This window comes from Ancylobacter lacus (genome assembly GCF_018390635.1).
Taxonomy (GTDB): domain Bacteria; phylum Pseudomonadota; class Alphaproteobacteria; order Rhizobiales; family Xanthobacteraceae; genus Ancylobacter; species Ancylobacter lacus.
The window spans coordinates 185,879-205,195 of record NZ_JAHBGE010000038.1; the positions used below are offsets into that span (position 1 = coordinate 185,879).

Here is a 19,317-nt window from a genome sequence, read left to right on the forward strand (position 1 = left end):
TATAAATTATCGTGGATTTTCGGCGACTTGGCGGTTTTTCCGCTCGGGAAAGGCTCCCGCCGCTTGCGCTCGTGCGGCGAAGTCGTCACCAATAATCCAGGTGCGGCACGATCGACCGCTTCGTAATTGATAAGAACATTCTAAGTAAACATGAAGATGACACCTCTCGCCCTACGCGGCCTCGCCGCCGCGCTCGCGGTAGCGGCGGCCGGCTGCGGCGAGGACGAGCCCCGTCCGCCCGCGGCGAGCCCCGCCGCCGAGGCGCCGGCCGCGCCCGCCCCGGCGCTGGAAAAGGTCGCCCCGCCGCCCGCCGATGGCCTTGCCCGCCGGACCCGGCTCGACAGCGGCGAGGCCGCCAGCCCTGCGCGCTGGCTCGCCAGCCGCGCCGCCGGCCGCGACCTGCCGGAGAGCGACCCCGCCGTCGCCCGCTGGCGCGACCTGCTGGCAGAGGCCGACGCCCGGTTCGACGAGAGCGGGCGGATGATCGCCAACCGCGCGGTGCAACTCGAGGCGATGCTGCGGGAAAAGGGCCTCGCCGCGAGCACGCAGGCACTGGTGCACGATCTCGCCGCGCTGGCGCCGAAAGGCTCGCGCGCCGGCTTCGGCACGCTATGCCAGCACTATTACAATCTGCGGCTGCAGGGCCTCGACCACGGCGGGGCGCTGGCGGCGCTGGCCGGCACGGTGCCCCGCGCCCGCTCCATCCTGTGGCCGGAGCCGGCCGAAGCGCCGGCGGCCCCCGCTCCGGCGACGCCGGCAGCGCCGGCGGCCCGGCCATGAACGGGCGGACGCTGGACGGGCGGACGCCGAACGGGCAGGCCCTGCGCCCGGACGCCGACGGCCTTCCGGCCGGCGCCGGCGTCGCCCGCCGGCTGTGGCGCGCCCGCTCGCTGCGCTTCCAGGTGCTGGCGGTGTTCCTCGCCATCAACGCGCTGGCCGCGATCGGCGCCGCGGCCCTCGTCATCGCCAATGCCCGGCGGGCGACCAATGTCGAGATGGCGGCCTCGCTCGCCATCGCCGCCCGCTTCGTCGAGAGCACGGTGCAGCGGATCAGCGCGCGGGAGGGGGCCAGCGCCTCGCTGGAGCAATTGCCCTTCCACATCGGCGGGCTGCGCCATGTCCGCATCCGCATCGAGACGGCGGGCGGGCGCAGCCTCGACGTCGCCCCCAATGCCGACAGCCGGGCGGAGGGCGACGACGAGGCCGCCGACCCCGCGCGGGATTCGGCGGCGGCGCAGGTGCCCGGCTGGTTCGTCCGCCTGGTCGACATCCCGCCCATGGTGCGGGAAATCCCGATCCATGAGGGCGTGACCTGGCTCGGCCGGGTCATCATCTCCGGGGAGAGCGCCGACGAGATCGCCGAGGTGTGGGAGGACATGTCCGACCTCGCCGTGCTGGCGGGCACGGTGAGCCTCGTCATCCTCGCCGCGCTCTATCTCGCGCTCGGCCGGCTGTTCGCGCCGCTGCGCGATCTCGCCGCCGGCTTCGGCGCGCTGGAGGCGGGCGACTACCGCCACCGGCTGCCGCCGCCGCGGGTGCGCGAGTTCGGCGCCCTCACCCGGCGGTTCAACGCGCTGGCGGTGACGCTGCAGGCCGCGCGGGACGACACCGCCCGGCTCAACCGCCGCCTCGTCACCGCCCAGGACGACGAGCGCCGCCGCGTCGCCGCCGATCTGCACGACGAGCTCGGCCCCTGCCTGTTCGGGGTGCGGGCCAATCTCGACTCGATCGCCCGCCTCGCCGCCGACGCCGGGGCCGGGCTGCGCGAGCGGCTGCGCGACCGGGCGGGCGACGCCAGCGCCATCGTCGACCGCATGCAGACCCTGAACCGCCGGCTGCTGCGCAGCCTGCGGCCGATGGCGCTCGGCCATGTCCCCCTCTGCGACCTCATCGCCGATCTGGTGGCGGATTTCGAGCGCAGCGCCCCCGAGCACCGCTTCACGCTGGAGGCCGGCGACCGCAGCCGCATCCACGAGGAGGGTGTCGGGCTCACCGCCTATCGCTGCGCCCAGGAGGCCATCACCAACGCGGTTCGCCACGCCGGGGCGAGCCATGTGAGGGTGCGGCTGGAGGAGTTCGCCGGCGCGGAGGGGCCCTGGCTGCGCCTCTCCGTGGAGGATGACGGCGTCGGCTTCCGGCCGGACAGCGCCGCCGGCTATGGGCTGATCGGCATCGAGGAGCGGGTGGCGGCGCTGGGCGGGCGCTGGCGCATCGCCGCCGGCACGCCGGGCACCCGCGTGGAATTCGAGATACCCGCCGAGGCCGGCGGCTTCGACACCGCAACCCGGGAGCCCACGACATGACCAGCGTGCTGGTGATCGACGACCACCCCATCGTGCTGCAGGGCTGCGCCCGGCTGCTGGAGGACGCCGGGGTCGAGCGGGTGCTGACCGCGAACAGCGTGCTGAGCGGCTACCGCCAGTTCCGCCGCGAGCGGCCGGACATGGTGATCGTCGACCTCGCCCTGCAGGGCAACGGCCTTTCCGGCCTGCTGCTGGTGCGGCGGCTGCGCAGCCAGAGCGCGCGCACCCCCATCCTCGTCTTCTCCATGCATGGCGACCCGGTGATCGCCAGCCGGGCGCTGGAGGCCGGCGCCAATGGCTATGTGCTGAAGGACACCTCCTCCGGCGGGCTGCTGGAGGCGTTCGAGCGGGTGCGGCGCGGCCAGCCCTATATGAGCCACGACATGGCGATGCAGGTCGCCCTGCTGGGCCGGACCGCCGGCAGCACAGCGCTCGCCGACGTCACCCCGCGCGAGCTGCAGACCCTTTCGCTGCTGGCGGAGGGCCGCTCCTACGGCCAGATCGCCGAGGAGCTGGGCATCAGCTACAAGACGGTGGCCAACACCTGCTCGCAGCTCAAGGCCAAGCTCGGCGCCACTAGCCTGCCGGAGCTGATCCGCCGCTCGATCCAGTACGTCACGTCCTCGCCGGCCAGCCTTTCCCGCGGCGGGCGGGGGTGAGGCCGCGGCGGCCGACGACGGGGCCGGCCGCCGCTCACCCCATGCAGGCGTCCACCGTCGCGCTGTAGCCCGGCGGGCGCGGCGCCACCTTCTGCGGCGGGCCGCGCTCCACCGCCCCATCGGCGCGGGCGCGCAGATAGACATAGATGGCGTCGAGGTAGCACATCACATTGGGATTGCGGCCGAAGGCCGGCATGACCAGCTCCTGGCTGGCGCTGACATTCTGCTTGCCATTGGTCACGGTGTCGACGAAGGCGGCGTGGTCCAGCACCTGCAGCGCGCCCACCAGCGAGGGCGCGAAGGTGGAGCCGAGCCCGTCCGGGCCGTGGCACTGCATGCAGTTGGCGGTGTACTGGGTGTAGCCGACGCCGGTGTACCAGTCGACCGTGCCGTCCGGCGCGATGCGGAAGGTCGGGTTGCCGGCGCGGTCGGTATAGGCCCCGTCGGTGTCGCCGACCGCGGCGGGATCGCCGGAGGGGTCGGCGGCCGCACCGGGCGGCGGCGCATCGGCCGCGGCATCGGCCAGCGCCCGCGGCGCCGCCGCGAGCAGAACCAGGGCGGCGAGCCCGATCATGTGGCGGCGCCATTCCTGCATCACCCATCCTCCCACGTCGCCCGGGCGTGGTCCGCCCGTGGCCGCTTTTCCGGCCGGCGCGACGGCCGGCTCCCGGCGCATTCTACTCCCGATCGGGCCGGCCGCCTCCCCCCGCGCCGCGACCGCCGCGGGCTTTTCCTCGCCGCCGGGCGCGCGCGGGCGCACGGGCGCACGGGGCGAGGGGTAGCACCACCGGGTAGCGCCGCCGGGTCACGCCACCGGGTCGCGGCGGCGAGGGGCGGTGGCGAGGGGCGGTGGCGCAGGGCGGTGGCGCGGGGCGGCGGCATGAGGCGAGGCGGGCGCGTGGTTTCGCGGGGCGAACATGCTTTAATGCGCCGCCCCTGGCCCATCACCCCCTCCCCGACATGCCCGATTCCACCCTCCTGACCTGGCTGCTGTTCGCCACCCATGCCGGCCTGCAGCTTCTCTTCATCGTCCGCGCGCTGCTGCGCCCGCACCGGGAGCCGGCCTCGCGGCTCGCCTGGGTGCTGGTCATCGCGCTGACGCCGGTGGTGGGCGTCATCTCCTATGTGCTGTTCGGCGAGGTCAATCTCGGCCGCGCCCGGGTGGAGCGGCTGCGCGCCGCCTTCGCCGCGCTGCCGCCGGCGGGCGAGGTGGCGGGCGCCGGGGCGGAGGCGGCGATTCCCGACCGGTTCGTGCCGCTGTTCCGGGTGGGGCAGTCGGTGAGCCACTACCTGCCGGTCGGCGGCAACCGGGCGAGCCTGCTGCCGGACTCCGCCGCCGCCATCGAGGCGATGGTCGCCGACATCGACGCCGCCCGCACCAGCGTGCACGTGCTGTTCTACATCTGGCTGGCGGACGGCAACGGGCTGAAGGTGGTGGAGGCGCTGAAGCGCGCCGCCGCCCGCGGCGTGACCTGCCGGGCGATGGCCGACGACCTCGGCTCGCGCGCGCTGATCCGCTCGCCGCACTGGCGCGACATGGCGGCGGCCGGGGTGCGGCTGGCGGCGGCGCTGCCGATCGGCAACCCGCTGCTGCGCCCCTTCAAGGGCCGCATCGACATGCGCAACCACCGCAAGATCGTGGTGATCGACAACGCCGTGACCTATTGCGGCAGCCAGAACTGCGCCGACGCCGCCTTCGCGGTGAAGGCGCGCTTCGCGCCCTGGGTCGACATCATGGCGCGGTTCGAGGGGCCGGTGGTGCGGCAGAACCAGCACCTCTTCGCCAGCAACTGGATGGCGCAGAGCCCGGAGAACCTCTCGCCCCTGTTCGCCGAGCCGCTGCCGCCGGCCGAGCCCGGCTTCGTCGCGCAGGTCATCGGCTCGGGCGCAGGCGTGCGCTATTCCGCCATGCCCGAGACCTTCGTCGCGCTGATGAACGCGGCGCGGCGCGAGCTGGTGATCACCACCCCCTATTACGTGCCGGACGAGCCGATCCAGGCCGCGCTCTGCGCCAGCGCCCGGCGCGGCGTCGCCACCACCATCGTGTTTCCACGCCGCAACGATTCCTGGATCGTGGCGGCCGCCAGCCGGAGCTATTACCGCGAGCTCATGGAGGCCGGGGTCGAGATCCGCGAATATGTCGGCGGCCTGCTGCACGCCAAGACGCTGACGCTCGACGGCACCACCGCGCTGATCGGCTCCGCCAACATGGACCGCCGCAGCTTCGAGCTGAACGCGGAGAACAACATCCTGCTGCACGACGAGGCCTTCACCCGCGTCCTGCGCGCCCGCCAGCAGGTCTTCCTCGACGCCGCGCTGCCGCTGGACGTCGCGGACGTGACGAAGCTGAGCCGCCGCCGCCAGCTCTGGAACAACACCATCGCCATGCTCGGCCCGGTGCTGTAGCCGGCGGCGGCGCGACGGCGGGCAGCCATGGCGCCGGCGGGGCCGGAACCGCCCGGGAACGGCGCGCGGCGGCCCGGGCTCCGGACCGACCGTTCCGCGCGCGGTTCAGCGCGGCGCGATCGGCGCCTTGCGGGTCCGGCCCCAGAGGACGAACAGGCACAGCGCGACATAGACCAGGTTGAACGGCAGCGGCGCCACCTCGCCGCGCAGGATGTGGAACGGAATCGCCAGCGCCTGGATGGCCAGAAGGCCGGCCGCCGCCCACACCGTCAGGCCCGGCAGGATGCGGGTCGCGGCGGGCAGGATGAGGCCGAGGACACCGAGCAGCTCCATCACGCCGATGAACCGCACCAGCGCCAGCGGCGCGCCGAGCGCCCAGACCGCCCCCATCGCCGCCATCTGCTGCGGCGAGAGCGCGAGGTGCATCCACACCCCCATGAGATAGAGCAGGCCGAGGGCGAGCTGGCCGATCCAGAGGGCGAGGTTCCAGCCGCGCGAGGCGGCGGAGGGTGTGGGGGCGATGAGGCTCATGGTGGTTCCTCGGAGGGCGGCGGCGCGGCGGCCGCGATGCTGGGATGGCCGGAGGTTAACGGGCACCTCACGCCCGATCATCGGCGGGACAGGCGATGCACCCTTTCCTCCGGGTTGATGATGGCCGGCTCGTGCGCCTCGATCTTGCCTCTCGCCGGAGGATGACGCAGGCTCTCCGGGGGCGGGAGCCGCGCCCGCCGATGCGCCCCGGGAGACGGATGGACACGTTGCTGAGCCTCAGGGTGTTCGCCGCCGTGGCCGAGGCGCGGAGCTTCGTCGCCGTGGCCGAGCGGCTCGGGCTTTCCGCCGCCATGACCAGCAAACATGTGCAGCACCTGGAAGCGCGGCTGGGCGCCCGGCTGCTGAACCGCAGCAGCCGCAAGGTCAGCCTCACCGAGGCCGGGGCGATCTATCTCGACCGGGTACGGCCGCTGCTGGAGGGGCTGGACGAGGCCGGGGCGCGAATCTCGCAGACCGCCCTCGCCCCGCACGGCAGCCTGAAGGTGAGCCTGCCGGTGTGGATGGCGAACCCGGCTTTCGCCCGCATGCTGGCGACCTATCGCCAGCGCTGCCCCGAGGTGACGCTGGACATCGACCTCAGCGGCGAGCACGTCAATCTCGTCGAGGACGGCTACGACCTCGCCCTGCGCGTCAGCCTCGCCCTGCAGGAGGGGCTTGTCGCCCGGCGGCTGGCGGAGATCGCCTTCTACATGGTCGCGGCGCCGGCGCTGCTGGACCGCATCGGCCGGCCCGCCAGCCTTCGCGACCTCAACGGCGCGCCCTTCCTCGCCTACACCCCGGTCACCACGACCGGGCGGCTGCGGCTCGGCAGCGGCCCCGGCGCCACCGAAATCCGCCTGCGACCGGTCCTGCGGAGCGCGAACGAAGCCCTGCTGCATCTCGCCGCCATCGAGGGCATGGGCCTGCTGATCATACCCCAGCCGGTGGTGCAGCGGGACCTCGACACCGGCGTGCTGGAGCGGCTGCTGCCGGACCAGCCGGCGATCACCGCGCCCCTCTCGGCCATCTACCCCGACCGCAGCTTTCTTCCGGCAAAGACCCGCAGCTTCCTCGATTTCCTCGCCGGCCCCGACGGATTCGGCGGCGGGTGCGTGGAAGACAGGCGCCCGGCGGACCGTAGTCCGGCCGGCCGACGGCCATGACCCGGGCGCTGCCGGTCAGGCCATGAGCCCCGGCCGGCACTCCCGGGCGCATGCCGGCGACGGGGAAGGCGGACGCTGCGCCGGCAAAGAGACTTCGCCGGCGCCGGGCTCAGAACCGCCAGCCGAGGTTGACGGTCGGGCCGTGCATCGTGGCGTTGTAGCGGAAACCGCCATTCTCGTAGTCTTCGTAGAGATAGCGGTAGCCGATCGCGGTGGAGATGGACGTGGTCCAGAGATAGCCCACGCCGACATAGCCGGTGCTGGACAGTTGAGAACCCACGCCGAAGCCGCCGATATCCGCCATCGCGTTGAGGTACCAGCGGTCGGTGATCGCCCACTGCAGCACGAAGCCGACGGTGGGATCGACCCACTGTTCCGAATCCGACCTCGACCAGGCGAAGTCGTGGCCCGACAAGGTCACGTCGAGATCGGTGGAGAGCTGGACGTAGCGCAGGCCGGCGGTGACGGCGAGATCGAGGTTGGCCACCCCGATCGGCAGCTTGTAGCCGACCGCACCGGTCGCGATGGTCTGGGTGAGCGTGGCGTCGGCGTTGAGTTCGCCGCGGCGTCCGAAGGTGTCGTCGTGCGAGAGCTGCGCCAGCACCAGGTCGGCGATGAACAGCCACTGGCTGTTCTGGGCGAGGAACGAGCCCATCACCGCGCCGTCGAGATTCTTCAGCACGTCGGAGATGCTGGCGTCGAGCGGCACCGTCGGCCGGTCGCGCACGCCGATATCGCCGTTCAGCCCGGTGAGCCAGCCATAGAGCGTCAGTTGGAACCGCCAGTCGGAGGCCGGCGCCGCGGCCGCGGCGGGGTCGGCCTTGACCGGGATCGCCGCCGGGTTCGACAGGTCGGCCGCGCCGGCAGGACCCGCCGCGACGAGCCCGGCCAGCGCGAGCGCGAGAGCCCCCGCTGCCGGTGAGAAGAAGCGCCGATGAGAAGTGCCGTCCATCATGCCGTCACCTCACCCCACCTTCGTCACGGCCGGAATGACCCATGAACCGTCGATGATCGAGGGGTCGTTCTCGTCCGGCCAGTAGAGGCGGAGCATGAGGTTGAAGCGGTCCTTCGGCGCCGGCAGCCAGTTGGCCTCCTTGTCCGCGCCCGGGCTCTCGTTCTGGATATAGATGACCAGCGAGCCGTCCGCCTCCAGCTTGGGATTGGTGCGGATGCTCATGGAATAGCGGTTGATCGGGTTGGCGACGAAGAACATGTTCGCGTCGTACATGGTCAGCGACCAGAAGCCCTTTACCGGCGGCAGCTGGCCGGGGGCGAAGCGAAGCTGATACCTGCTCGCGCCGCTGTAGGTCTTGCCGTCCTTGTTCTTCAGCGAGGTGGGATAGACCGCGTCCTGCGGGCGGTTGGCGCCGAGGCCGATGGCGGTGATCAGCGCGCGCTGGAGATAGTCGGTGCCGTAAACACCAGCCTTGGTGGTGTAGCCCCAGCCATTGACGTCCTTCACATCCCCGTCGCTGAACTTGAAGTGCAGCATGATGCGGTCGAAGGAGAGCTGCGGCAGCCGCTTGTCCCAGGTCTTGTCGAGCGCCTTGGCGTCGAAGCTCTGGCCCGGCACGAGACCGATGCCCTTGAAGCGCTCCAGTGCCGGCGCATCCTTGAGCGCGGGCGGGTTCGTCTTCATCAGCTCGGCGAGCAGGGTGAAGTAGTCCGCCGCCGAAAGCGCGTTCACCTGGTCGCGCACCGGGGTCTTCATGTCGATGGAGAGGTCGACCTTGCCGGCCGGCGGGATGTAGTCCTTGCCGAGCGCGCTGAGGGGGAACAGCCTGAACTGGTCCTGCAGGGCGTGGACCGCGGCATAGTCCTCCGGCGTGCCGGTGCAGTAGATGCGGCCGAGCATCCAGACCATGCTGGTCGGGGCTTTGAGCTGCACCATGCCGTCCGGCACCGTGCCGCTCCAGCCCGGGCCGGTGACGAGGAAGGTCTGCGCGCCGGTGCCGGTGGTGCGGGAGCCGGGCACCTGGAACACATTGGTCCAGCCGTCGAGGAAGGGCAGCAGGAAATAGCGGCCCTTCATGTCGGGGATGCTGACCACCCAGGGCTCGGCGCCGACATCGAAGAAGGCGGTGGTGTACAGCGTGTCGGCGTTCGGCGCGGTCACGTCGCGGAACGCCGCGTCGGGATAGGCGCGCGCCTTGATGAGGGTGCCCATCGGCGCGCGCATGGCCTGCGTCGCGGCGACATTGGTCATCACCCGCCGGGTATATTCCATCGTCACCAGGGGATAGCCGAACACATAGGCGTCGGAGGCGACGGCGAACTCCTCGGTTCCCTCGGCGAGATCGTAAAGCGGCCCGTCCCAGGCGAGGGCATCACGGGCCGTGGCGGCGGTGGCCAGTGCGGCACCCCCCATCAGCAGGGCACGGCGCGAGATCGTCATGGCAGGCTTCCTTACGGGCGTTTCCAAACAATGCAGGCACACAGCAAGGTTTTGCGCAGGCGGGAGGCGCGAAACCTCTGTGGAATTGTGTCGTTTTCCTAACGATCATCATGCGGACGCGAAGACACAACAGCGGCGTGCCGGCTGCGACGACGGTCGATCTAGGTGATCCCAAGCAGAACGATCTTGTAAGAATGACTTGCGGGACGGTAGAGGGATAACTTATGAAAAACTCTGTCGCTTGCCTTTAGAGGACAGGAGTTCGCAATTTTGAAGAATGTCCCCTCCCAGCGCGTGGGGCCGGTGGCCGAGCTGCCGGCGCTTCTCGGCGAACTGGGGGTGAGCCTCGAGGAGGCGTTCGCCGGCTCCGGCCTCACGCCAGAGGCGCTGCAGCCGGAGGCCCGCCTCCCCTTTCCCGCCCTCGCCGGGCTGATCGAGCACAGCGCGCGCCTGGCGCGCTGCCCGCATCTCGGCCTGCTTCTCGGCGCCCGCAACGATCACCGGGCGCTGGGGATCATCGGGGAGATGATGGCCTGCGCGCCCACCCTGGGCGAGGCGCTGCGCGACTATGTCGGGCTGCAGCTCGGCTATTCCCGCGGCGCGGTGGCCTATCTCCAGCGCAGCGGCGACGACGCCATCATCGGCTATGGCCTCTACGATGCCGGTGCCGGCCGCGACCGCCAGGTGTACGATCTCGTCGTCGCCATGGGCTGCAACCTCGTGCGGTCGCTGAGCGGGGGCAAGGCGCAGCCGGTCCGGGCGCTGCAATGCGTCGGCCCGCCGGACAATCCCGCGCTCTACCGCAGCCTGCTGAAGACCGCGATCAGCTTCGACCAGGAGCAGACCGGCCTCGTCGTCGCGGGCCGCGACATGGCCCTGCCGCTGCCGGGGGCGGACCCCACCCGGCGGCTGCAGCTCCGCGCCGCCATCCGGACAATGGTGCGCGGCGACCTCGAAGACATCGCGGCGCAGGTGCGCCACACCCTTCGGCCCCGGCTCATGCTGGACGAAGCCGACCGCGATTCGGTCGCGCGCGAGCTGGGGTTCCAGCCGCGCACGCTTGCCCGGCATCTCGCCCGGGTCGGCACCAGCTTCGAGGCGATCAAGGACGAGGTGCGCTTCACCGTCGCGCGCGAGCTTCTCGCCCTCACCCGCCTGCCGGTCGGGCGCATCGCGGAGGCGCTCTCCTATTCCGCCAACAGCTCCTTCGACCATGCCTTCCACCGCTGGACCGGCATGGCGCCGTCGCAATGGCGGGCCGAACAGCAGCAGGACGGGCCGGCCTCCTGACGGCGGCGCCCGGTCCCCGCGGCCTCAGCCCTCGGCCTCGAGCCGGGCCAGCGCCGCCCGAAGGCGCGGCACGGTCCAGTCGAGAAAGCAGCGGACCTTGGGCGGCAGCCCTTCGGCCGGCAGGTGGATGAGGCTGACCGGCAGCGGCTCCGGCGCGAAATCGGCCAGCAGCACCTGCAGCCGCCCGGCGCGCACCTCCTCCCTCACCTGATAGGACAGCACGCGGATGATGCCGAGATCGGCCAGCGCGGCCTGGACCGCCGCCTCGGTGGTGTTGACGGCGAGCTTCGGCCGCGGCTCCACCGCGAAGGCGGCGCTGTCGCGGCGGTAGCGCCATTCCGGGGCGACGGCGAAGCCCTGGAAGCTGATGCCGTCATGCCCGGCAAGGTCCTCGGGCTGGCGCGGCACGCCGTGGCGGGCGAGATAGCCGGGGCTGGCGCAGATCACCCGGCGCACCGCGCCCACCCGTATCGCGATCAGCGCGCTGTCGGCGAGATGGCCGATCCGCAGGGCGACGTCGACATGCTCCTCGGCGAGGCTCACCTGCCGGTCGGCGAGGGTGAGCCGCAGGTTGATCTCCGGCTGCTGCCGCAGGAAATCCAGCGCGACGGGCAGCAGGTGGCGCTGGCCGAAGGCCACCGGCGCGGTGACGTGCAGCGCGCCGCGCAGCGCGCCATAGTCGCCCGCGGCCTCCCGCTCCGCCGCCTCCAGCTCGCCGAGGATGCGCCGCGACGCGGCGACGAAGGCGCGGCCGGCGTCGGTGAGGGTCAGGCCGCGGCTGGTGCGGGTGACCAGCCGGGCGCCGAGATGCCGTTCGAGATCGGCGACCTTGCGGCTCACCGTGGCGAGAGGCGCCCGAAGCTGCCGCGCGCCGCCGGAAAGGCTGCCGGCCTCCACCACCGCCAGCAGCACCGACATCGCGTCGAACCGGTCCATGAAACCTCCCGAAATGCGGGAGGCGTTCTCCCGAAAGGGCAGAATACTCCCGAAAACAGGCATGTCCTAACGTCGCCTCCAGGTGGCGCGGGTCCGGGGGGACAGGCCGCCTCGATCCACGACCTGACGGAGGAAACCATGCCGCAGCTTTCCCGCCGCGCCTTTGCCGGCAGCCTGTCGCTCGGGCTTCTCGGCGCCGGGCTGGCGCCCCGCCTCGCCACCGCGCAGAGCCCGGCCTCTCCGGCCACGCCGGCGCCGGGCGCCGCGACCGCCGCCGGCATCGCCCGCGTGACGCCGCTGGCGCAGATCCGCATCGGCCGCTTCACCGTCACCGCGCTGACCGACGGCTATGCCGACATGCCCTACACCTTCTTTCCCGGCCGCAGCGCCGGGCAGGTGGAGCAGGCCGCGCAGACGCAGTACACCGCCCGGCCGAGCGGGGTGCGTTTCGTCTTCAACCAGTATCTGGTCGAGGACGGCACCCGCAAAATCCTGCTCGACACCGGCGCGGCCGGCTCCATCGGCCAGACCGGCGCCCTGCCGCGGGCGCTCGACGCCATCGGCATCAACCGCGACGCCATCGACGCGGTGATCGTGACGCACATGCATCAGGACCACATGGGCGGGCTGATCCTGGGCGGCCGGAACAACTATCCCAATGCCGAACTCTATATCGACCGCCGCGACGTGAAGCACTGGACCGACCCGGCCAAGCGCAACGCCGCCCCGGACTACCTGCAGACCAGCTTCCGCATGGCGGAGGAGGTGGTGCGGCTCTACCCGAAGCTGCAGGCGATCGACGGCGAGCGGCAAATCGCGCCCGGCATCACACTCGTCGATCTCACCGGCCATACGCCCGGCCATATCGGCGTGCGGATCGAGGATGGCGGCCAGAGCCTCATCATGGTGTCCGACATGCTGTTTCCCGTGGTGCACCCCGGTGCGACCGACGTGTTCTTCCTGTTCGAGCAGGACCGCGCGGCGGCGCAGGCGATGCGCGACCGCTTCTTCCCGCTCGCCGCCTCGGAAGGCGCGCTGATCGCCTCGACCCACATGCCCTTCCCCGGCCTCGGCCGCATCGTCGCCGACCGGGGACAACGGCGCTGGCAGGTGGCAGACTGGGCGCTGCAGGACTGAGGACGCCGGGTTCCGGCAGGCATCGCGCCGGCCCGGGTCTCGGCCCGGGCACCGGCATGCGCAACGGTGGACGCCATGAGCAGCCGATATCTCGACATCGCCACCACGCCTTCCGTCGCCGCGGCGCAGGAGCGCTATGGCAGCGCGGGCCGGTGGGGGCACTTCGCCGGGCCGCAGGACGGAGAGGAGCCGGCGGCCGCCGACCCGCTCGGCCCGGCCGAACGCGGCTTCATCGCCGGGCGCGACGGCTTCTACATCGCCAGCGTCTCTGAAACCGGCTGGCCCTATGTGCAGTATCGCGGCGGCCCGGCGGGGTTCCTGCGCGTCGTCGACGACACGACGCTGGGCTTCGCCGACTTCCGCGGCAACCGGCAGTACATCACCACCGGCAATGTCGGCGCCAATGACCGGGTGTCGCTGTTCCTGATGGACTATGCCCACCGCCAGCGCCTGAAGATCTTCGGCCGCCTGCGCCTCGTCGACGCCGCGGACGACCCGGCGCTCGCGGCGCGGCTGGCGGTGCCGGGCTATCCCGGCCGCGTCGAACGGCTCGCCCTGATCGCGGTCGAGGCGTTCGACTGGAACTGCCCGCAGCACATCACCCCGCGCTTCAGCGAGGCCGAGCTGGAGACCGCGCTCGCCCCGGTGCGGGAGGAACTCGCGGCGCTGCGGCGTGAGAACGAGCGGCTGCGGCGGGAGGTCCACGCCCGCCCGATGCGCCGGGACGACGACGCCGGCACGCCCGGCTGACCAGGGCGGGATCGGGCGCTTGATCCCCGGCACCGTGCTGCCTTGCCGCTACCGGCGGGCGCTGCCGAACCCCCGCCTATGCCGAGCCCCGCCTATGCCGAGCCCCGCCTATGCCGAGCCCCGGCTATGCCGAACCCCCGCCTGCCCCTGGCCGGCGGCGAACGCTTCCCCGGCGCCGGCTCCCGCCTCAGGCTGGCCCGGCCCGCGAGGTGGGGGAGCTGTGTGAGCCCATCTGGCAACCGCCGGGGCTCTCCGTACTACCTCCGGCGCGCGGGTCCTCAGCCGCGGACCGGCGGACCTGCCGCCGGCGGAGCCGGCCCGGCGCGGCGGTAACCGCCCCGCCTAGAAGAACCCCTTCGCCGGCAGCCGCGTGCCGTTGGTCTCGAAGGCGCCGATGGCGGCGGCCTTGGTGACGCCGGGATTGTGGGTCGCCAGCGTGCGGGCGTTGCGCCAGTGGCGGTCGAGGTTGCGCGCCCGGCTGGCGGCGCTGGCGCCGGCGAGATCGAAGATGCGGCTGCCGCTGCGGATGGCGTGTTCGTCCACGACGAGCTTGGCATGTGCCGAGGCAAGGGCGGCGGCGTGGGCGAGATCGGGGTCGTCGCGCCCGCTGTCGCGGGCGGAGCCGACCGCATCCAGTGCCTCGGCCGCCGCCAGCACGGCGGCTTCGGCCGCGAAGGCATCGGCGGACATCTCGCCGAGCACCTGCAGCAGCAGCGGGTCGTCGGCCGGCCGCTCGGCATTGGCGTAGTAGAAGGTGCGGGTGCGGCCGAGCAGCAGGCGCCGGGCATCGTTCAGCGCGGCGCGGGCGATGCCGGCGACGATGGCGGTGACGTAGAGCTGCGCCAGCGTGTTGGAATAGGCGAGGCCGTAGCCCACCCCCTCGCCATCGAAGATGGCCTCCGGGGCCTCGACCCGGACCTGGCGGAAATGCCCGGTGCCCGAGGCGGTGAGGCGCTGGCCGACACCGTCCCAGTCGTCGACGATCTCGATCCCGGCACGACCCACCGGGATGATGACCGAGACGAGCCGCTCGTCCGGGGTCGCCGCCCGCACCAGCACATGGTCCGCATAGAGCGTGCCCGTGGTGTAGTACTTGGTGCCGTTGAGGCGGAAGCCGTCGCCGTCCGGGGTGAGGGTGGTCGAGGGCAGCACGCCGCCGGCGCTCTTCGAGCCAAGCTCGATGTTGCCGAGCCCGAAGAGGGCGCCCTCGCGCACCGCCTGCTGCCAGAGCAGGCCCTGCCCCGCGCGGGCCCGGCGGATATAGATCTCGTTGACCGAGAAGTGGTTGCGAAAGATGTGCGCCACATTGGAGTCGGCGGCGCCGAGCCGGATCACGATCTTCAGCAGCTGGCGGAAGCTGAGCCCGGCATCGCCGCTCCCCGGCAGGCGCAGCGCGCCATAGCCCGCCTCGCGCAGCAGGGCGACCTCGGCGAAGGGCAGGATGCGGTCGCGCTCCCGCTCGGCGGCGCCCTGCTCGATCCGGTCGAACAGCGGCTGGAGCCGCGCGAGCGCGGCCTCGCCATCGGCGGGGGGCTGGAGGGCGAGAGGTTCGAGGGGCCGGTTCATCGCTGCCTCACACCGCTGCGACATAGTCGGTTACGGTCACCTTCTCCGGCAGCACCTTGCGCGCGCTGAGCCAGTCGGCGGCGGTCTGGAACTTGGCCAGGAAAGCCTGGTCGGTGACGGCGTAGGGGGTGTAGCGGCGCTTCAGCGAGATGAAGTGGTCGCGCACCGCCTCCGGGTATTTCAGTCCGTCGAAGGCGATGGTCTCGGCCTCGACATTGTTGGCGCTCGCCCATTCCGCCTCGGCGACGATGGCGGCGTTGAAGGCGCGCACGAGGTCGGGGTTCTCCTCGACGAATTTGCGGCGGGTGAGATAGCTGTTGAAGTCGATCTGGAACGGCAGGTCGCGCCCCTCGAGATAGACGTCCTGGGCGTCGTACTCGACGCGGGCGATGTCGACGCCGGGGCTCCACATCGACCACGCGTCGACCTTGCCGGCGGCCAGCGCCGGGGCCGCGTCCGGCGGGTTGAGATAGACGAAATTGACCTTCGAGCGGTCGATATTGTGCTGCTCCAGCGCCGCGACGACGAGGAATTCGCCGAGCCCGGAGCGGTTCACCGCCACCGAGCGGCCGACGAGGTCCTCCACCCGGGCGATACCGGAGCTCTTCTTGGCAATGATCGCGGTGGTGCGCGGCTCGTAGATGAAGAACTGGGTGAAGACCAGCGGCGAGCCGGCGAGCAGGGCCGCCAGCGCCGGGGTGGTGCTGCCGCCGAAGGCGTAGTCGGCGGTGCCGCCGGTCACCGCCTGCAGGGTCGGGGCGTGGTTGGGGAAGGGGCCGACCCATTCCACCTTGATGCCCTGGTCGGCCAGCCGCTTCTCCAGCGCCCCGCGCTGCTTGGCGAGGTAGCTGAGGCCGAAATAGCCCCAGGTGAGGCGCAGCGTGTCGGTGGTGCGCCCGGTCGCGGGGAAGGCGGGGCCGATGCCGGCGAGCCCGGCCGCCGCGGCGCCGCCGAGCGAGGCGGCCAGGAACGCGCGCCGCGACGGCACCAGGATGGAACTCGACATGATGGAACGTTCCTTTGCGGTCAATGTGAGGAGGGAAGGCCGCCGTCGAGGGCGACACCGAGCTCGCGCAGCAGCTCGGCCCGCGCCGTCGCGGCCGCGTTGTGGGAGGAAAGCCGGTGCTCGGCGGCGATGACGCCGCGGCGCATGACGAGGACGCGGTCGCCGAGCCGGAGCGCCTCGTCGATATCGTGGGTGACCAGCAGCACGCCCGGCTGGTGGCGGGCGACGAGGTCCTTGACGAGGCCGTGCATGCGCAGGCGGGTCAGGGCGTCGAGCGCCGCGAAGGGCTCGTCGAGCAGCAGCAGCTTCGGCTCCTGCACCAGCGCCCGGGCCAGGGCCACGCGCTGGGCCTGCCCGCCGGAGAGGTTGCGCGGCCAGTCGTCCAGCCGGTCGCCGAGGCCCACCTCCGCCAGCGCGGCGGCGGCGCGGGCGCGGGCATCGGCGGCGCGCAGGCCGAGCGTCACGTTGCGCCACAGCGTTTCCCAGGGCAGCAGCCGATGCTCCTGAAACACCACGGCGGGCCGGCCCGGCACCTCGACCGTGCCGCCCTGGATCGGGTCCAGCCCCGCCAGCGCCCGCAGCAGGGTGGTCTTGCCGCAGCCGCTCTCGCCCAGCAGCACGACGAACTCGCCCTGCCCGATCACGAGGTCGAGCCGGTCGATGACGGTGCGCTCGCCATAGGCGCGGCGCAGGCCGGAGACGACGACGGCGTTGGTGCGGAAGGCGGAAGCGGGCGGCTGCACGGTCATCGCCCGGCTCCGTAATTGGGGTGCCAGGTCAGCAGGCGGCGCTCCAGCAGCCGGGCGAGGCTGTCGGCGCCGACGCCGATCAGCGCATAGATGACGACCGTCAGCACGATGACGTCGGTGCGCAGGAATTCCCGCGCGTCGAGGGCGAGGAAGCCGAGCCCGGCCTGGGCGCCGATGGTCTCGGCGACGACGAGCGCGAGCCACGCCGTCGCCAGCGAGAACCGCACCCCGGTGAGGATGGAGGGCAGCGCGCCGGGCAGGATGATGCGGGTGATCAGCTCGCGGTTGTCCAGCCCCTGCACCCGGCCGAGCTCGATCAGCTTGGGGTCGACCTGCCGGATGCCGAGCGTGGTGTTGACGTAGATCGGAAAGGCGACGCCGAGCGCCACGAGAAAGATCTTCTGCCCCTCGCCGACGCCGAGCCAGACGATGACCAGCGGCAGCACCGCGAGGAACGGGATCGCCCGCACCATCTGCACGCTGCGGTCGATGAGGGCTTCCGCCAGCCGGGAGAAGCCGACCAGCGTGCCGAGCGCGAAGCCGATGCCGCCGCCGATCGCAAAGCCCACCGCCGCCCGCAGCAGGCTGACCGAGAGATCGTGCAGCAGCGTGCCCGAGACGGTGAGCTTGTAGGCGGTGAGCGCGACCTTGCTGGGGGCCGGCAGCAGCTGCGGCTCGATCCAGCCATAGCGCGCCAGCGCCTCCCACACGATCAGCAGCAGCACCGGCACCAGCCAGGACAGCGCCACGAGGCTGCCCGCGCCCAGCCGGACGCCGGGCGATGCCGCGGATGAAGGGATCCGCCCGCCGGCGACGTCGAACTGCGTGGTCACACTCATGCCGTGCTCTCTCGTGTCGGGGGTCGGGATCAGGCGCCGGACAGGGCGGGAGACGGCGCAACGGCGCCGGCGGCCTGCACGCGGGGCACGACCTCTGCCGCGAAGCGCCGCAGTTCCGGCCGCAGCGGCTGGAACTGCAGCATGAACAGCTCGATTCCCGCGCGATGGAAGGCGAGGATGCGTTCGCTCACCTGATCGTAGGAGCCGACCAGCCCGGCGGCGGTGCCGCCATTGGTGCCCACCCGCACCGACTTCGCCATGGTCTGGAACATCACGGTGCGGGGATCGGCATGCTTGCGCTGCAGGGTGTGGACGTCGGCATCCTGCGCGGCGAGGGCGAGCAGGCGCTCATAGGCCTCGTGCGCCTCGGCTTCGGTCTTGCGGGCGATGACGAAGGCGGACAGGCCGAAGCGCAGCGGCGCGCCCGCCCGGGGCCGCCGCCGCAGATCGGCGATCAGCGCCGCGACATCCGCCAGCGGCTGGCCGTTGATGAACCAGACGTCGCCATGGTCCGCCGCCAGCGCCCGCGCCGGCTCGGACTCCCCGCCGATATAGACCGACGGCCGCGCCCGGTGCAGGTCGCGCGGCGTCAGCCGGTAGTCGGTGATGGAGAAATGCGGGCCGCGATGGGTCACCGTTTCGCCGGAGACGAGGCGGGAGACGACCGAGATCCACTCCCGCCCATACTCATAGCGCTGGTCATGCTCGCCGAAGGCGATGCCCGCCTTTTCGAATTCGGCACTGTTCCAGGCGTTGATGAGGTTGATGCCGAACCGCCCGCCGCTGATGTTCTCGATCTGCAGCGCCATCTTGGCGAGGAAGACCGGGTGGAAGATGAAGGGCTTCACCGCGGCGATGATCTCGATCCGGCTGGTGAGCGCGGCCAGCGCCGCGGCGGCGGTCCAGGTCTCGAGCTGGTCGTGGTCGGGCAGATGCGGGTTGACGGTGTGCTGGGCGATGAGCGTCGAATGGAAGCCGAGCTGCTCGGCTTCCAGCACGACCGCCCGGTTGTGGTCCCACGAGGCATCGAACGGCTCCTGCGGATCGCGGAGCGCCGCACGCGGCCCGTGCACCGGCGCCCAGACGCCAAACCGGATAGCTGGAGACGTCATGATCGCCTGCCTGACTGCTGAATCTAATAATCTACAGACTATATAAATTTTATCGGCTCGACCTGTCAAATCGCGGACGCCGAAGCCCTCCGGCCGCACCCCTTATCCACCGACAGGGTCGAAGCTGCGCGCCGGGCGGGACCGGCGCCGAGCGCGCCTGAAACGATGGCGCACGCGGCGGCCCACGGGGCGGCCAAAGCCCGCCGGCGCGCCCGGAGGCGCGGAGGGCTTAAGTCTAGAAAGTCTGTAGACAATGAATCCTTGTCATGCCACCACTGTACCGCCGGAGGGTTGGTGGGGATGTCGAGCGTGCGGGGACAGGTTGCAGACAGCCAAGCCGACGCGGGCGCGGCCACACCGGCCCGCGAGGCCGGGCCAGCCCACCCGGCGGAGGCAGCGCCCCACTGGAACCTGGATTCCGTTGTTGCGGGGCTGAAGCTGTCGCGGGATGTGAGCCATAACATCCGCCATCGGG

18 protein-coding genes are annotated in these 19,317 nt (G+C 71.7%); 8 read left to right on the forward strand and 10 right to left on the reverse strand.

The features are described 5' to 3' along the window. Positions 1-150 precede the first annotated feature (150 nt). From KHC27_RS07955 to KHC27_RS07965, 3 genes are read left to right on the forward strand one after another with little or no spacing between them, the layout of a single operon-like run. Positions 151-780: a hypothetical protein gene (locus KHC27_RS07955; RefSeq protein WP_213337228.1), complete on the forward strand. Its 630-nt coding sequence runs from the start codon at positions 151-153 to the stop codon at positions 778-780. After that, on the forward strand, positions 777-2,303 hold the full coding sequence (locus tag KHC27_RS07960) for an ATP-binding protein (RefSeq protein ID WP_213337230.1): 1,527 nt from the start codon (positions 777-779) through the stop codon (positions 2,301-2,303). The genes KHC27_RS07955 and KHC27_RS07960 overlap by 4 nt, the downstream gene beginning before the upstream one ends. After that, positions 2,300-2,962, forward strand: coding sequence for a response regulator transcription factor (locus KHC27_RS07965; protein ID WP_213337232.1), 663 nt, complete (start codon positions 2,300-2,302; stop codon positions 2,960-2,962). The genes KHC27_RS07960 and KHC27_RS07965 overlap by 4 nt, the downstream gene beginning before the upstream one ends. 34 nt (positions 2,963-2,996) lie before the next feature. On the opposite strand, the gene KHC27_RS07970 is transcribed toward KHC27_RS07965, so the two are convergent. Further along, on the reverse strand, positions 2,997-3,557 hold the full coding sequence (locus KHC27_RS07970) for a c-type cytochrome, methanol metabolism-related (RefSeq protein WP_246519736.1): 561 nt from the start codon (positions 3,555-3,557) through the stop codon (positions 2,997-2,999). A 365-nt stretch (positions 3,558-3,922) separates the two neighbouring features. On the opposite strand from KHC27_RS07970, the gene cls reads away from it, so the two are divergent. Further along, complete coding sequence (gene cls, locus KHC27_RS07975) at positions 3,923-5,368, forward strand: cardiolipin synthase (protein ID WP_213337235.1); 1,446 nt, start codon at positions 3,923-3,925, stop codon at positions 5,366-5,368. A gap of 105 nt (positions 5,369-5,473) precedes the next feature. On the opposite strand, the gene KHC27_RS07980 is transcribed toward cls, so the two are convergent. Continuing rightward, positions 5,474-5,899: a DoxX family protein gene (locus KHC27_RS07980; protein ID WP_213337238.1), complete on the reverse strand. Its 426-nt coding sequence runs from the start codon at positions 5,897-5,899 to the stop codon at positions 5,474-5,476. A 218-nt stretch (positions 5,900-6,117) separates the two neighbouring features. Here KHC27_RS07980 and KHC27_RS07985 point away from each other — a divergent pair, with 218 nt between their 5' ends. Continuing rightward, entirely contained in the window at positions 6,118-7,062 is a 945-nt protein-coding gene (locus KHC27_RS07985) for a LysR family transcriptional regulator (protein ID WP_213337240.1), read from the forward strand. Between the two features lie 109 nt (positions 7,063-7,171). Here the strand turns inward: KHC27_RS07985 and KHC27_RS07990 are convergent, their stop codons facing one another. Both KHC27_RS07990 and KHC27_RS07995 read right to left on the reverse strand, forming a co-directional pair. After that, the gene (locus tag KHC27_RS07990) at positions 7,172-8,014 is read right to left on the reverse strand and encodes a hypothetical protein (protein WP_213337243.1); all 843 of its coding nucleotides are present in this window, start codon (positions 8,012-8,014) and stop codon (positions 7,172-7,174) included. A 12-nt stretch (positions 8,015-8,026) separates the two neighbouring features. Continuing rightward, positions 8,027-9,457 carry a DUF1254 domain-containing protein gene (locus tag KHC27_RS07995; RefSeq protein ID WP_213337246.1) on the reverse strand — a complete coding sequence of 477 codons (1,431 nt, stop codon included), beginning with the start codon at positions 9,455-9,457 and terminating at the stop codon, positions 8,027-8,029. A gap of 270 nt (positions 9,458-9,727) precedes the next feature. Between KHC27_RS07995 and KHC27_RS08000 the strand changes: the two genes are divergently transcribed. Beyond that, entirely contained in the window at positions 9,728-10,747 is a 1,020-nt protein-coding gene (locus KHC27_RS08000; RefSeq protein WP_213337249.1) for an AraC family transcriptional regulator, read from the forward strand. Positions 10,748-10,771: 24 nt separating this feature from the next. Here KHC27_RS08000 and KHC27_RS08005 read toward each other — a convergent pair whose 3' ends face one another. Continuing rightward, positions 10,772-11,683 (reverse strand): LysR family transcriptional regulator, encoded by a 912-nt coding sequence (locus KHC27_RS08005; RefSeq protein WP_213337251.1) that lies wholly within the window; start codon positions 11,681-11,683, stop codon positions 10,772-10,774. Between the two features lie 138 nt (positions 11,684-11,821). Between KHC27_RS08005 and KHC27_RS08010 the strand changes: the two genes are divergently transcribed. Then, complete coding sequence (locus KHC27_RS08010) at positions 11,822-12,820, forward strand: MBL fold metallo-hydrolase (protein WP_213337253.1); 999 nt, start codon at positions 11,822-11,824, stop codon at positions 12,818-12,820. A 75-nt stretch (positions 12,821-12,895) separates the two neighbouring features. Then, positions 12,896-13,570 (forward strand): pyridoxamine 5'-phosphate oxidase family protein, encoded by a 675-nt coding sequence (locus KHC27_RS08015; protein ID WP_213337255.1) that lies wholly within the window; start codon positions 12,896-12,898, stop codon positions 13,568-13,570. A 342-nt stretch (positions 13,571-13,912) separates the two neighbouring features. Here the strand turns inward: KHC27_RS08015 and KHC27_RS08020 are convergent, their stop codons facing one another. The 5 genes from KHC27_RS08020 to KHC27_RS08040 are packed head-to-tail and all read right to left on the reverse strand — an operon-like array spanning position 13,913 to position 18,842. After that, entirely contained in the window at positions 13,913-15,136 is a 1,224-nt protein-coding gene (locus KHC27_RS08020) for an acyl-CoA dehydrogenase family protein (protein WP_213337257.1), read from the reverse strand. A 7-nt stretch (positions 15,137-15,143) separates the two neighbouring features. Next, the gene (locus tag KHC27_RS08025; RefSeq protein WP_213337259.1) at positions 15,144-16,142 is read right to left on the reverse strand and encodes an NrtA/SsuA/CpmA family ABC transporter substrate-binding protein; all 999 of its coding nucleotides are present in this window, start codon (positions 16,140-16,142) and stop codon (positions 15,144-15,146) included. Between the two features lie 20 nt (positions 16,143-16,162). After that, positions 16,163-16,891: an ABC transporter ATP-binding protein gene (locus tag KHC27_RS08030; RefSeq protein ID WP_213337261.1), complete on the reverse strand. Its 729-nt coding sequence runs from the start codon at positions 16,889-16,891 to the stop codon at positions 16,163-16,165. Next, positions 16,888-17,730 (reverse strand): ABC transporter permease subunit, encoded by an 843-nt coding sequence (locus KHC27_RS08035; protein ID WP_213337262.1) that lies wholly within the window; start codon positions 17,728-17,730, stop codon positions 16,888-16,890. The genes KHC27_RS08030 and KHC27_RS08035 overlap by 4 nt, the downstream gene beginning before the upstream one ends. A 29-nt stretch (positions 17,731-17,759) precedes the next feature. Then, entirely contained in the window at positions 17,760-18,842 is a 1,083-nt protein-coding gene (locus tag KHC27_RS08040) for an LLM class flavin-dependent oxidoreductase (RefSeq protein WP_213337265.1), read from the reverse strand. Positions 18,843-19,317: the final 475 nt, after the last annotated feature.

What these genes read in the sequence shown, in the direction of transcription:
- KHC27_RS08005 (WP_213337251.1), bottom strand. Translation starts at nt 11,683, where the DNA reads ATGGACCGGTTCGACGCGATGTCGGTGCTGCTGGCGGTGGTGGAGGCC.
- KHC27_RS07985 (WP_213337240.1), top strand. Translation starts at nt 6,118, where the DNA reads ATGGACACGTTGCTGAGCCTCAGGGTGTTCGCCGCCGTGGCCGAGGCG.
- KHC27_RS08035 (WP_213337262.1), bottom strand. Translation starts at nt 17,730, where the DNA reads ATGAGTGTGACCACGCAGTTCGACGTCGCCGGCGGGCGGATCCCTTCA.
- KHC27_RS07965 (WP_213337232.1), top strand. Translation starts at nt 2,300, where the DNA reads ATGACCAGCGTGCTGGTGATCGACGACCACCCCATCGTGCTGCAGGGC.
- KHC27_RS08010 (WP_213337253.1), top strand. Translation starts at nt 11,822, where the DNA reads ATGCCGCAGCTTTCCCGCCGCGCCTTTGCCGGCAGCCTGTCGCTCGGG.
- KHC27_RS07980 (WP_213337238.1), bottom strand. Translation starts at nt 5,899, where the DNA reads ATGAGCCTCATCGCCCCCACACCCTCCGCCGCCTCGCGCGGCTGGAAC.
- KHC27_RS08015 (WP_213337255.1), top strand. Translation starts at nt 12,896, where the DNA reads ATGAGCAGCCGATATCTCGACATCGCCACCACGCCTTCCGTCGCCGCG.
- KHC27_RS08030 (WP_213337261.1), bottom strand. Translation starts at nt 16,891, where the DNA reads ATGACCGTGCAGCCGCCCGCTTCCGCCTTCCGCACCAACGCCGTCGTC.
- KHC27_RS07990 (WP_213337243.1), bottom strand. Translation starts at nt 8,014, where the DNA reads ATGGACGGCACTTCTCATCGGCGCTTCTTCTCACCGGCAGCGGGGGCT.
- KHC27_RS07995 (WP_213337246.1), bottom strand. Translation starts at nt 9,457, where the DNA reads ATGACGATCTCGCGCCGTGCCCTGCTGATGGGGGGTGCCGCACTGGCC.
- cls (WP_213337235.1), top strand. Translation starts at nt 3,923, where the DNA reads ATGCCCGATTCCACCCTCCTGACCTGGCTGCTGTTCGCCACCCATGCC.
- KHC27_RS08025 (WP_213337259.1), bottom strand. Translation starts at nt 16,142, where the DNA reads ATGTCGAGTTCCATCCTGGTGCCGTCGCGGCGCGCGTTCCTGGCCGCC.
- KHC27_RS08020 (WP_213337257.1), bottom strand. Translation starts at nt 15,136, where the DNA reads ATGAACCGGCCCCTCGAACCTCTCGCCCTCCAGCCCCCCGCCGATGGC.
- KHC27_RS07960 (WP_213337230.1), top strand. Translation starts at nt 777, where the DNA reads ATGAACGGGCGGACGCTGGACGGGCGGACGCCGAACGGGCAGGCCCTG.
- KHC27_RS08040 (WP_213337265.1), bottom strand. Translation starts at nt 18,842, where the DNA reads ATGACGTCTCCAGCTATCCGGTTTGGCGTCTGGGCGCCGGTGCACGGG.
- KHC27_RS07955 (WP_213337228.1), top strand. Translation starts at nt 151, where the DNA reads ATGAAGATGACACCTCTCGCCCTACGCGGCCTCGCCGCCGCGCTCGCG.
- KHC27_RS07970 (WP_246519736.1), bottom strand. Translation starts at nt 3,557, where the DNA reads ATGCAGGAATGGCGCCGCCACATGATCGGGCTCGCCGCCCTGGTTCTG.